This is a genomic window from Vibrio nigripulchritudo (assembly GCF_027924785.1).
Lineage (GTDB): Bacteria > Pseudomonadota > Gammaproteobacteria > Enterobacterales > Vibrionaceae > Vibrio > Vibrio nigripulchritudo.
Window position 1 is genome coordinate 3,577,913 of the sequence record NZ_AP027049.1, and the last position, 12,688, is coordinate 3,590,600.

Below are 12,688 nucleotides of genomic sequence, written 5' to 3' on the forward strand. Positions count from 1 at the left end.
CATTACATAAAGTAATGTTGAATTGACTGTGCTCTTATTGGTTTTCACTTTGAAAAAGTGAAATAAAACAGCTCAAGGCTGCTTCCCAATTCGAATGGTCACTCAGTTCATTGAAACCTAAATTGATACCGAAGTATCTATTTGGATTATCATCAACGAGTGCCCACACAGATTGATAGGTCTATATTGTTAAAGAACTTGGCTTTTCGAGAAGCTTTTCTCTCAAAGCGGAGGTGCATTCTAGCGAGATAATTTGAAGAGTCAAACACTTTTTCAAATTTATTTTCTCAGAAGTTTTTCACCTCTCTGATTCAGCTGAAGCCTTGTGGCGTCTGCCGTGTCAGTGAGGCGGCATTATAGAGACACGAATCACATTGGCAAGCCTTTTTTAGAAAAAAACCGAAAAAAATGCCTTTTTCTTCAAATCTTTTCTAAACGCCTTATTTATCCATATTTTGCCCCAGATTTAACACATGTTATCCACAAAGCTATTCATTTTGGTACAAAAAATGTTCAGCTCTATTTAGACTGAAAAAAGAAAAGCTGCCTAAGCAGCTTTCAATACGTCTATATAAAGGTGGAATTTAGATTCCTGAGCCGTCGCTCTCTCCTTCATCTTCATGGAGACCACATTCACGTTTGAGTCCAAAGAAGCGTGTTTCTTCTTCGCTCATACCAGGTTCCCATTTACGAGTAGTGTGAGTATCACCTACTGATAGGTAGCCTTCGTCCCAAAGTGGGTGGTAAGGCAGGTCGTTCTCTTTGAGGTAATAGTGAACGTCTTTATTTGTCCAGTCGATTACAGGCAAGAACTTAAATACGCCATTTTGAATCGCTAAGATAGGAAGATTGGCTCGCGAACTTGACTGTTCACGGCGTAAACCAGAGAACCAGGTCCCTACCTTTAATTCGTTAAAGGCACGACGCATGGGTTCCACTTTGTTTATCTTGTTGTACTTCTCTATACCTTCAACACCTTGTTCCCACAATTTTCCGTAGCGAGCTTCCTGCCAGTTAGGGCTGCTCTCTGCTCGGAAGATTTGTAGGTTGAGGTTAAGCTTTTCTGTCAATTCATCAATAAAGCGGTATGTTTCTGGAAACAAGTAACCGGTATCAGTCAGTATCACTGGTACATCCGGCTTTACCTGTGAAACAAGATGAAGCATTACAGCAGCTTGGATTCCGAAACTGGATGAAACCACATAGTTGCCTTCCAGATGCTCAATCGCCCAAGCCACTCTCTCTTGTGCCGTTAGTGTTTCTAAGTAGCCATTCAGTTCCGCAAGGCGCAGCGACTGCTCCGCCTTGGTCATGGACAGTAACTCAGAAAGCTGTGGCTTCTTAGTTGCTGTAGTATCAGGCATGCAAATCCCTCTTGGATACGAAGACTTCTTCTATAATGCCCGCACGGATCGTGAAGTCACCGAAGCATTCGCCTTCGTTACGCTCTTTCGCCCAGCGACCGACTAACTGATCGATCTCTTCTAGGATTTGAGCGTCGGTAATGTTCTCTTTATACATCTTAGGAATACGAGTACCTGCACGGTTACCGCCTAAGTGTAAGTTATATCGACCCGGAGCTTTACCAACCAGACCGATTTCCGCAAGCATGGCGCGACCACATCCGTTAGGACAACCTGTCACACGTAAGATGATGTTTTCATCTTCTGGCAGACCGTGCTTTTCCAGAATGTCTTCTACGTCGGTGACAAACTCTGGAAGGAAACGTTCTGCTTCTGCCATCGCCAATGGACACGTTGGGAATGCCACACATGCCATTGAGCTTTTGCGCTGCTCACTCACACTGTCGTCCATTAGACCGTGTTCACGAGCAATCTTTTCGATCTTCGCTTTCTGGCTCTTTGGAACACCAGCGACAATTAGGTTCTGGTTTGCGGTCATACGGAAATCGCCTTTGTGGATCTTCGCGATTTCTGCCATACCGGTTTTCAGTGGTTTACCTGGGTAGTCGAGTAGACGACCATTTTCAATAAAGATTGCCAGGTGGTATTTGCCATCTACACCTTCTGTCCAACCAATGCGATCGCCTCGGTCAGTGAATTCGTATGGACGACTCTCTTCAAACTTCACTCCAGCTCGTTTTTCAACTTCCGCTTTGAAAACATCAATACCTACACGATCAAGTGTGTACTTTGTTTTCGCATTTTTACGGTTAGAACGGTTACCCCAGTCTCGCTGAGTTGTCACTACTGCGGCAGCGACATCAAGCGTTTTGTCTAGGGAAACGAATCCGAAATCATCCGCACGACGTGCATAAGTAGAGGTGTCACCATGAGTCATAGCCAGACCACCACCCACAAGAACGTTAAAGCCTACTAACTGACCATCTTTTTCAATTGCTACGAAGTTTAGGTCGTTAGCATGCACGTCGACGTCGTTTTGCGGTGGAATAACCACTGTTGTTTTGAACTTACGAGGCAGATAGTTATTACCCAGAATCGGCTCTTCGTCTCGGTGCCCTTCAATTTTCTCGCCGTCTAGCCAGATCTCGGCATATGCTTTGGTCTTTGGCAGTAGGTGCTCAGAAATTTTGGTTGCCCAGTCGTAAGCCTGCTGGTGCAGTTCAGATTCTACAGGGTTGGACGTACACAGTACGTTTCGGTTTACGTCACCCGCCGTCGCGATGGAGTCGATGCCGTATTTATGCAGAGTCTGGTGCATCAATTTGATGTTTGGCTTCAATACACCGTGAAACTGGAAGGTTTGACGCGTTGTCAGACGAACACTTCCGTACATAGTGCTTTCATCAGCAAATCTGTCAATGGCAAGCCACTGTTCAGGCTTGATGATACCGCCAGGCATACGAGCACGTAACATCACATTATGCAAAGGTTCTAGCTTCTGCTTCGCACGCTCTGCACGAATATCGCGGTCATCCTGCTGATACATTCCGTGGAAACGGATAAGCTGGAAGTTGTCCGCAGTGAAGCCACCAGTTGTTTTGCCGCTAAGATCTTCGGTAATTGTACCTCGAAGGAAATCACTCTCACCCTTCAAGCGCTCGTTGTCAGATAATGGGCCAAGCTCTGTACCCAGTAGATTCTTATCGCTCATTAGTACACGTCCCTTTGATAACGTTTAGCTTTACGAAGATCGTTAACGAACTCTTCGGCTTTCTCTTGACTTAAACCGCCCTGATCTTGAGCCACTGTGATAAGTGCATCGTTCACGTCTTTCGCCATGCGCGTTGCATCACCACATACGTAGATGTAGGCACCATCCTGAATCCATTGCCATACTTGCTCTGCATGCTCAAGGATTCGGTGTTGTACGTAGACTTTCTCTTGCTGGTCACGGCTGAATGCCACATCAAGCTGAGTCAAAATGCCCGACTTGAGGTATTTCTGCCATTCGACCTGGTATAAGAAATCTTGTGTGAATGTGCGATCACCAAAGAACAGCCAGTTTTTGCCTTCCGCATCACGGTTATCACGCTCTTGAATAAAGCTGCGGAAAGGCGCAATACCAGTGCCTGGACCAATCATTATTACTGGTGTGTTGTCGTCTTGCGGTAACTTGAAGTTGTTGTTGTTCTCAACAAACACTTTTACTTCACCGCCTTCTTCTAAGCGGTGAGAAAGGAAGCTGGAAGCTCCGCCGTAACGAGTCTCTTCACCAACATCGTATTCCACAACACCTACCGTAAGATGCACTTCTTCATCCACCTCGCTTTGAGCAGATGCGATGGAATACAAACGAGGTGTCAGACGACGCAAAAGACCCACTAGCTCTTCCGCTGAAAGCTTGGTTTTCTTCTCACCAAGCACATCAACAACCTGAGTATTACCTGCGTATTCACGGAGCTTGTCTTTATCCACAACCAGCTTTTCAAGCTTTTTACTGCCAGACAGTTCTGCGTATTTCGTAACTAGCTGAGGGTTTGAAGTCGTGATTTCATACTTGCTGATTAGCGCCGTACGAATAGACAGGCTTTCGCCATCTACTTCTATTGTTTCAATGCCCGACAGACCAGCTTTTTCAAGAATGGCATCGACCAATTCAGCGCTGTTTTCATACCAGACACCTAATGCATCACCAGGTTGGTAAGTAATACCAGACTCATCAAGATCAATTTCAATATGACGAACGTCTTTACCAGAATCACGACCCGTGATTTTCTGGCTAACCAAAAGCGTTGCTGTGTATGGTTTCTGTTTGGTGTATTGGCTGTGCGCAGCGGCTGGCTGACCCGCAGCATGAAGCTGAACCACTTCTGCTTCTGCACCTGCAGAAAGCATGTCTTTGGCTTTTTCTAATGCGCTCTTACGCCAATCTGCTGCAGGTTCTTCATAATCAACATCACAGTCCAGGCGTTCGATAAACGACGTTGCGCCTAACTTAGACAGATACTCATCGAAGTCTTTAGCGGTTTGACAGAAAAACTCGTAGCTTGAATCACCCAAACCAATCACACCATATTGCAGGTTAGGCAGTTTCGGTGCTTTTTTCGATTGAAGGAACTCGTGAAGTTCCATCGCGTTATCTGGCGGCTCACCCTCGCCGTTTGTAGACGCTACCACAATAACGTGGGTTTCTTTTGCTAAGTTCTTACCTTTGTAATCACTTGCGTCGAATAGCTCTACTGCAATTCCTTCTGCTTGCGCTTCTTCTTTCAGCGCTTCAGCAACGCCTTTTGCGTTACCCGTTTGAGAGGCGAAAATGATGCTTAGTTTGCCCGCAGGTTTTGCGGCAACTGCTGCGGCGGCTTGATTAATTGGCGCTGCTGCACCAGCCGTCTGATTTTGACTTATACCCCAGAAATAACCACTTACCCACGCTAACTGCTGTGGAGATAGTTCAGAAATAGCTTGTTGTAATTGACCTATTTGCTGATCATTAAGTGGGCTTGCGAGGGCGGAAAGTTCCTTAAGTAACATGGTCACGACATCCCTATTCATTGCGTGATGATAGATTAACCACTCCCTCTAATAATAAAAAAGAATAGATGAGCATGTTTTATAACTTTTTGGAAGTAAGAAACGGGTCAGGAGGTAAGAGTTCAGTACTCTTCAATGCGAACTTGGCGAAATCCAACCGCCAAAGCAGACTTGGATGCTTTATCTAAGTCGATGTAATGACACTCTTCACCATGAGAATCTGTAAGGAGTATAAAGCCTCCCCGGGCGTGGCGAAATTCCACAATCCAGGTGCCTTCTTGAATGGAGGGTTCGATAATCGCTTCAACCAGCTGGTTATCTTGATACAGGCTTCGCAATTCAGAAATCGTCATCTGTCAATCCTTGCTAACAAGTATGTTATTAAGAATGACGGAAAACCATCGAATTGCAAATACAATGTTAATGCAAATAACAAAAAGGCATATCAGTTAATATCGATATGCCTTCTAGCTTCAGTATTATAGATCGATTTTTAAAAGCCGACTTCCAGACCGACAAACGCACCGTGCGTTAGATAAGTGTCACTCGGACCTGAGAATAAATTGAAGCGATAGTCCATCACTCGGTAGCCGGCGCGAATAGCAACATCAGCTTTATCAAGTTCGAATCGATAGCGCATACCTGCGGTCACGTCGGCTGTTTTGTCGCCATCGCTGTTCCCGAAATCGAATTCACCAATAATATCTAAGTTGGTATCTGGAACTGTAATGGCGGCATTCGCATACCAACTAAACAGCAATTTGCTGAAATCCTGAGTCGGGTCGACAGGGTTGGAGTAAACACCACTGGAATACTGAGACAACGTTAGACCCGCATCGAAATGCAGCAGTTCATGCTCAATCAGATCGTAATAAAAGGTGAAGTCCGTTTTATTGAAACTGATGTATTCCATCTCGACAGGGCTAAAACGAATACGGAAATCTGGCACGTAAGAGATGTCGTGTTTCAATGCTAATGAACCTGTGAACCTAGTATCTCTGTCACTGGAAAGAATCACATCGGCATCATGTTTGTAATCTGTTTTTGCTACCCAGGCGTCTGCTATGGCTGTTACTTCAAAGCCAGACTCAGCAAAACTAGGGAACGTACATAAAGCTATAGAAGAGGAGAATAAAGCCGCAAAAACGCGATTTTTCATTGAAGGAAACCCCACCCGTCAAACGTGAACACAGTGGGGATACTATCATACTTGCACTGCACGAAAAGCCATCTTGTACAGCGCTAACCCAAAATTAACGTGGGCAGTAGACTTTATTTCGGAAGAACCACCAGGCAACCGCCAGAACGATCAACCAAGGCAGTAACTTAAATACCATACCTACCATTCCGAGAACCAACATCACTGCGAACGCTACTGCACCCGCCGCAAAAATCGACACTAAGGTGACGCCGGTAAAAAACAACACACCCAGAAATACCAACACAAATAGCAGTTCAATCATTGTTTGCCTCTCTTTGCATTTCACTTTCAACTGTATGTCTTAGCTATTGCAGGAAGCAGACCAACTTTCAAAAAATAGCTTTTTTCTTTTTATAACAAGCAAATAAAAAGAAACCCTAAGGTTAAACCTCAGGGTTATAATTATTCTGTTTGGCAAAATACACCAACTGGTAGCGATTTTTACACACCTAGTTCTGATGGAATTTTCGCTAAAGCTGTTTCGACTACTTCTAAGCCAGATCCTTTCTTGTGCGCGTTCTCACTGATGTATCGACGCCACTGTCTAGCACCCGGCATACTTTGGAACAGCCCTAGCATATGGCGAGTCATATGCCCCAGATAAGTTCCTTTAGACAGCTCTTTCTCAATGTAAGGGTACATAGCACGAACGATATCAGAGCGCTTTTTAACTGGTTTATCTGATCCGAAAAGCTCTTGATCGACAGATGCCAGAATATAAGGGCTTTGATACGCTTCGCGTCCAATCATTACACCATCCAGATGCTGTAAATGCGCTTTGGCTTCTTTCAGAGTTTTAATACCACCGTTGATTGCAATGGTCAGGTTTGGAAAATCTTTCTTGATTTGATAAGCGCGAGGGTAATCCAGTGGCGGGATCTCTCGGTTTTCTTTTGGGCTAAGACCACTGAGCCAAGCTTTACGTGCATGAATAGTAAACTGCTCACAGCCACCTTTTTCAGACACGATGGACACGAAATCCGTCAGAAACTCATAGGAATCCTGATCATCGATGCCGATACGTGTCTTTACAGTAACAGGCACACCCACCACTTCGCGCATCGCCGCAACGCATTCGGCGACTAAGTCTGGCTCTGCCATCAGGCAGGCACCAAAACGACCGTTTTGAACACGATCAGACGGGCAGCCAACGTTCAGGTTAATCTCATCATAACCACGTTCCTGCGCAAGTTTGGCGCAAGTGGCTAAATCCGCTGGGTTAGAACCGCCAAGCTGCAAGGCTACGGGATGTTCTTCTTCGCTGTACGCCAAGAAATCGCCTTTGCCATGAATGATCGCCCCCGTTGTAACCATCTCGGTATACAACAATGCATTGTCAGACATTAAGCGGTGGAAGTAGCGGCAGTGTCTATCCGTCCAGTCGAGCATAGGAGCCACGCTAAAACGATTAGCCTTAAATTCACTGGGATTCGTTGCTATATCTATGTTCATAAAGGATTTCTTTAACTCTCAATTTACTGCAATTTACCATGATTTGCGTTATTTTGCCGCTCGTGGTACACCTTTAGTACACCTTTTTTAACCCCACTCGGTACGCCTTTTAGAGAGGTTGTAATGGCATCCTATAGTATTCAGACCCGTACATTAACCAATGGCGAAAAACGCTATAAAGCGACGATCACAGTCAAAAACAACGGGCGAATTGTACAACGATTTGCAAAAACTCATAAGAAAAAAACCATCGCTACCGCCTGGGCAAAAAAACAGGTTTCAGAGGTTGAAGAGAAAGGGATGAAATCTCAGCGTGTTACTACCATTTCTGAGTTACTTGACCTATACATGAGCGAGCGCGACTTATGGGATAACACGGGGCGTACCAAGCAGTTTGTCATAAAAATGCTCCGTGACTGCAATATCGCAAATGAGCGTACCAACGACCTCACTACTTCCGACCTCATCGCTCACTGCAAAGACAGAAAAGCCGCAGGGGCTCAACCCGTTACTATTTACCACGACATCGCTTATTTGCGCTCTGTGATGAAGAAAGCCAAGCCAGTATTTAACATAGATGCCAACTATGCCATTTTCGAAGAAGCCGTTCCGGTTCTGATTGACATGAAGCTGGTTGGCAAATCAAAAAGGCGTACCAGGCGACCCACTGAAGCGGAACTAGAAAAACTGCGTGAAGGGCTAAGAGCAAGGGAGAACTTTAGACCCAACGGTAAGAAGCGTATTCCATTCATCGACATTCTGGAATTTAGTATTCTGACCTGTATGCGTATTGGTGAAGTGTGCGCATTAAGATGGGAAGACTTGAACGAAGCAAACAAAACCGTATTGGTTCGTGATCGTAAAGACCCAAGGAAAAAGGAGGGCAACCACATGATTGTGCCGTTACTGGGTGACTCCATGAACATTGTGTTGCGGCAGGAACGAAAAGGTGATCTCATCTTCCCATACAACTCTCGCAGTGTAACGGCTGGGTTTCAAAGAGTCAGGAATTCACTCGGTATTGAAGATTTACGCTATCACGATTTAAGACGAGAAGGAGCCAGCAGGCTATTTGAGCTCGGTTACTCAATAGAAGAAGTCGCTCAGGTAACTGGACATCGAAACTTAAATATCTTGTGGCAGGTTTATACCCAGTTATTCCCACACAAACTACACAATAAACAATAAACAATAAACAATAAACAATAAAGATTAACGTTCAAAAGAGCTACTTATATGAATGAAAACTCCAACATTAGCGCTAGACTGTATATTTTTAGTTTATTCTGCACTTTTTTAGCTGGTTTATCTGGTTCATATTTCACATATAAATCAACATACCAAAGTACTGCATTAATAGATTTCACTGAGCGATTGAATCTTTCAAATAAACAGTTAACGGCTTTCTCAGAGTTGAAAGTTAAAGAAGTAATAGTTGCTGGTAAAGGATTTGCAGAAGCGGCTTCAACTATAGCTTTCATGAATACCGAGGATGATAACTTCCAAAAAGAGGCCACAAGTATTTTAATAGAAATGACCAGACATGGATTGCTAATTTCGATGTACACTGATAAGGAACTTTCCGACTTAACTTTAGCAATACTGAGCTACAGCTATGCTTATATTCATGGTAAAACTAATACAACTCAGTCAATATACCTTGAAAGAATTATGGCTTGGGGAGTAGCCTACAATGCGACATTCTATGAAGTGGCAGGAAGAGACTTCATGCATACTTTTGAATATATGTATGAAGTAGAATGTAAAATTGCTCCTCACCGTTGCATAGAGTAAGGGCTTGGAAGTAGTAAAAACTCAAACATTTAACTGTAGATTATACTGACTTGTCCTCTTATTGGTGGTCAAGTCAAGTTCAATTAGTCAATAGACCGAGTTTCACGAAGTATAGAGTCAAGGCTCACTTGAATTCGGCAGTGCTTCGCTCAAATAACCTATTTCTGTCTTATATTCTGGATAATAGTCTAGCAGCATATCAATTAGTCCTTTTTGATGCTCTTGAACCTTTGAATTATAGGTACCCAAATAGATATCACTAGTCTCCACTGTAGTTAAATGGTCGTATTTTACTGGGTGACCGAGGTAAGAACCAGTACCAATTCCCAGTGGAAGCCAAGAATCTCGCCCATTAAGATCGAGTTTAAATAAATCTACAGGTTCTCCTCTAGAATGTAGGTAATAATTTTTACTGTATTTGTTTGGATCCATTGTTAGATTTATAATGCTCGCGAGCGCTATCGTTTTCGCTTCAGGAGAACTGTCAATTGAGGAGTATCGTGTCGTGATCAGGATCTTTGAAGATGTATATGTGCTAGGACTTTTAATACTTTTTAGAACTGGTTCTAATAGTTCTATATATTCAAGTACATACTCATGAAGTTCGATATCATAGTAAAATAATTTGGTATCTCCGGGTTCTAGCATAAAAGCCTCGGTATTGTGAAAAATTGATTCACCCGAACGCCACCATTGACTCTGTTTTAAGTGTTTTATCCTTATGTTTACATGTTCGACAAATATTACACTGCTACCGGTATTGCTGTACGAATAGTTAACTATCAGATTACCATCTTCAAAAGCAACATTAGCAACTTTGAAAGTAAGTGAATCTTCGGAATTAAAATGCTCTAGATAAATATTTCCTGCGGAAAGTACGATGGCTAGTACAGCTGTTAATACAGTTACGATCTCAGTTTTTTTCATTCTGGCAACTCCTAATCAACAATACAATGCTCAAACTTCACATAGAATTATGAAATGGGTCTCTACGAATAACTTTATCATCCAAGATTCAGCGGGCAAAACAACTCCCCCAACATTCCAAAAATACGGAGGAGTTAGAATGCAAATTGAAGCATATCTAGTTTGTGCTTGTTTTATTTTGAACTTCCATTGCTGCCATACGCTTCGCGAGCATAGTGCTTCAAAGAGGCTTCGAGATTTAGAGATGCTTTTTTAAGAATTGTAGCTTTTTCTTTGGGGCAAACAGTTTCGCTCCACTCGATTTTCAACTCTTCTTTGAACTTTCCCAATTCGATATTTTTCATGTGAGCTCGAAATTTTTGTAGTTCGGGATTCAAAACAGAATCTAAACTAGACAAGACTGCAACAATTATTCCTAAAATGATCATTGAGTCATTCGATATGAAAGGGTCTCCGGTAGTGGAGATAGAAATGTTGGTTACAATTATTGTTGATATGAGAGGTATGGAAACTTTCGCTGTCAGATAGAGAATGATATTCCACGCCCGATAAGCTGCGGTCTCCAATCTCCATCTGTCGATACGTTGCAGCAATAGTGTATAAGTTGACTCCATCTTAATTCGCCCTCTTTATATGCAGCAAAGCTTATATATAACACAACCTTATGATACACAAAAGATATTTAACTCATACCATACATTTAGCCATCTTATGACTCAGCAGAAGTCTGGAGCTGTGTTCTCTCACTTTGTTCGTATCTGCTTAAATTTCAGTTTTTTCAGACGTAAAACAACGACGGCTATGTTGGATAAAATAATTCAATGACGAAACGCTACTGTATCAACTTCAATATCGAGTTTGTGGTATTCGATAGCTGTCTCGATGCGTTTTAAGTAGCGGGCTTTGGTGCGCTCTTTCACGATAAGAATGACCTTCCCTTTCTTGCCTGTCATGGCGGAATAAAACAAAGCCTGTCCTAACGAATCCGCCCACTTGTTAGCGAAGTCAAACTCAATCGCGTGGGTGTCAGTTAGGCAATCGATACGTGTTCTGTCCGGTAACACGTGTTCTATTTCACCTTTGCAATAGTGGTCAACGTAATCGGCTTCGTGCCATTTTGTTTCAGCCCGAGAAGCAAATGGCAGAAGCAACAACGCAATTATCACTCCCTTCATATTCGGATACCTAATATCTCAAACAACCCCTTGCGTTTATTGTTAACAAACTCGCGGATAGCTTCTGCACATTTCTTATGTTCGGATGTTTTCTTAGACATTGATATCATTAAAAAAGGCTTCTTGTATGAATGTAAATAAATCAAAGATGATTTACATTAAGTTAAATCAAAACAGAGATTTTGCCTATTTTTTAGAGTGATAGATAAATTCAAAAAGGAAAGTGAATGAAAAAGACAATACTAGGCTTAGCAATAACTCTCTTCTCAGCGTCAGCTTTTACTCAGACCACCCAGCAATGGTTGGGGGAATTCATCGTAAAAAGTGTTGCTGATTATCATGATGCTCAGACAGGGTTTCCAGTTTTAGAAATTACAGTTGAAGCAGTATCGGGAGAAATGACGACCGGATGCCCAGCGGCAGACTCAACTGGTGTTTTTTATCATACTCATTCCAATACTGATCGCGTCATAGAAATCAATGAAAACTGGGCTCGTTTAGCTCAAGAGGCATTAACAAGCGACAAAAGAGTTTACTTGCTTGGAGAAACATCGAAGTGTACCGAGAAAGGTTTAGGACTACATGGTGTGAAAGTGGTTCGCTGGTGAAAAGAAAAGCAAGTTGCCACAAACTTTAATTATCGGTGGGAGAAAAATATGCAAACACCTCAAGTTGTGGAGCAAGTTTTGGTCGACTATCGGCTGTTATTTGTAGCATTAATTTCTGGTGCTAGTTTTTGTCTAAGTTTTATCGCGTTTTTAGTAAGTCAGATGAAGGCTAGAAAAGAACTAAAACTATTAAAGGTTAAAACCGTCTTAGAGCTCAATGACCGTTGGTGGAGTAGCGATATATTCAAGATTCGCAGGGAGGTCGGGAAGCTGGTTTCTGAATGGAAAACAAGTCAAACGATACCCAAGTACTATTATTTACCCCAAGAAGACACTAACACTCTAGATTATCGGCGAAAAATTGGTAGGTTAGGCAATTTTTATGCTGATTTGAACTTGATGATTGATGAAGAACTCGTATGTGAAAAAACAGTCTATCGCTTGTTCGGTAAAAGCCAACTCTATTGGATTTTACCTTTCTTTCAAGCATTGGAAGAAGAACGCTATAAACATACGACTGAGGCTAAGCCAAGGTGGTACGCTGAAGTTGAACAACTGAAAATAAAACTTGATAAGTATCAGGAAAATTAATCTCATAATGGGGAACTACAAGCCCATGTGTATAAAGAAAGG

Annotated in this window: 14 protein-coding genes; 4 read left to right on the forward strand and 10 right to left on the reverse strand. The window is 42.7% G+C overall.

All coding sequences use genetic code 11. The annotated features are described in order from the left end of the window. Nucleotides 1–584 precede the first annotated feature (584 nt). The 7 genes from QMG91_RS16335 to dusA form a co-directional block, all read right to left on the reverse strand. Nucleotides 585–1,364 (reverse strand): phosphoadenylyl-sulfate reductase, encoded by a 780-nt coding sequence (locus tag QMG91_RS16335; RefSeq protein ID WP_022593866.1) that lies wholly within the window; start codon nt 1,362–1,364, stop codon nt 585–587. Beyond that, nucleotides 1,357–3,075, reverse strand: coding sequence for an assimilatory sulfite reductase (NADPH) hemoprotein subunit (gene cysI, locus QMG91_RS16340; RefSeq protein ID WP_004405225.1), 1,719 nt, complete (start codon nt 3,073–3,075; stop codon nt 1,357–1,359). Before cysI ends, QMG91_RS16335 begins: the two co-directional genes overlap by 8 nt. After that, nucleotides 3,075–4,898 carry an assimilatory sulfite reductase (NADPH) flavoprotein subunit gene (locus QMG91_RS16345; protein WP_281827662.1) on the reverse strand — a complete coding sequence of 608 codons (1,824 nt, stop codon included), beginning with the start codon at nt 4,896–4,898 and terminating at the stop codon, nt 3,075–3,077. The genes cysI and QMG91_RS16345 overlap by 1 nt, the downstream gene beginning before the upstream one ends. A 122-nt stretch (nt 4,899–5,020) precedes the next feature. After that, nucleotides 5,021–5,251: a hypothetical protein gene (locus tag QMG91_RS16350; protein ID WP_004405228.1), complete on the reverse strand. Its 231-nt coding sequence runs from the start codon at nt 5,249–5,251 to the stop codon at nt 5,021–5,023. A gap of 140 nt (nt 5,252–5,391) precedes the next feature. Beyond that, nucleotides 5,392–6,057 (reverse strand): TIGR04219 family outer membrane beta-barrel protein, encoded by a 666-nt coding sequence (locus QMG91_RS16355; RefSeq protein WP_281827663.1) that lies wholly within the window; start codon nt 6,055–6,057, stop codon nt 5,392–5,394. Nucleotides 6,058–6,151: 94 nt separating this feature from the next. Then, nucleotides 6,152–6,361, reverse strand: a complete 210-nt coding sequence (gene pspG, locus QMG91_RS16360; RefSeq protein WP_004405230.1) for an envelope stress response protein PspG — start codon at nt 6,359–6,361, stop codon at nt 6,152–6,154. 179 nt (nt 6,362–6,540) lie between these two features. Continuing rightward, nucleotides 6,541–7,551: a tRNA dihydrouridine(20/20a) synthase DusA gene (dusA, locus tag QMG91_RS16365; RefSeq protein ID WP_281827664.1), complete on the reverse strand. Its 1,011-nt coding sequence runs from the start codon at nt 7,549–7,551 to the stop codon at nt 6,541–6,543. Nucleotides 7,552–7,674: 123 nt separating this feature from the next. Between dusA and QMG91_RS16370 the strand changes: the two genes are divergently transcribed. After that, nucleotides 7,675–8,739: a tyrosine-type recombinase/integrase gene (locus QMG91_RS16370; RefSeq protein ID WP_281827665.1), complete on the forward strand. Its 1,065-nt coding sequence runs from the start codon at nt 7,675–7,677 to the stop codon at nt 8,737–8,739. Between the two features lie 48 nt (nt 8,740–8,787). Then, nucleotides 8,788–9,345 (forward strand): hypothetical protein, encoded by a 558-nt coding sequence (locus QMG91_RS16375; RefSeq protein WP_281827666.1) that lies wholly within the window; start codon nt 8,788–8,790, stop codon nt 9,343–9,345. A gap of 117 nt (nt 9,346–9,462) precedes the next feature. Here QMG91_RS16375 and QMG91_RS16380 read toward each other — a convergent pair whose 3' ends face one another. The 3 genes from QMG91_RS16380 to QMG91_RS16390 all read right to left on the reverse strand — a co-directional run bounded on the left by QMG91_RS16380 (nt 9,463) and on the right by QMG91_RS16390 (nt 11,447). After that, on the reverse strand, nt 9,463–10,272 hold the full coding sequence (locus tag QMG91_RS16380) for a hypothetical protein (RefSeq protein WP_281827667.1): 810 nt from the start codon (nt 10,270–10,272) through the stop codon (nt 9,463–9,465). Between the two features lie 173 nt (nt 10,273–10,445). Beyond that, complete coding sequence (locus QMG91_RS16385) at nt 10,446–10,886, reverse strand: hypothetical protein (protein ID WP_281827668.1); 441 nt, start codon at nt 10,884–10,886, stop codon at nt 10,446–10,448. A 204-nt stretch (nt 10,887–11,090) separates the two neighbouring features. Further along, on the reverse strand, nt 11,091–11,447 hold the full coding sequence (locus QMG91_RS16390; protein WP_281827669.1) for a hypothetical protein: 357 nt from the start codon (nt 11,445–11,447) through the stop codon (nt 11,091–11,093). A 227-nt stretch (nt 11,448–11,674) separates the two neighbouring features. On the opposite strand from QMG91_RS16390, the gene QMG91_RS16395 reads away from it, so the two are divergent. Together QMG91_RS16395 and QMG91_RS16400 are read left to right on the forward strand one after the other, a co-directional pair. Then, entirely contained in the window at nt 11,675–12,055 is a 381-nt protein-coding gene (locus QMG91_RS16395; protein ID WP_281827670.1) for a hypothetical protein, read from the forward strand. Between the two features lie 48 nt (nt 12,056–12,103). Then, complete coding sequence (locus tag QMG91_RS16400) at nt 12,104–12,646, forward strand: hypothetical protein (RefSeq protein ID WP_281827671.1); 543 nt, start codon at nt 12,104–12,106, stop codon at nt 12,644–12,646. The last annotated feature ends 42 nt before the right edge of the window (nt 12,647–12,688 follow it).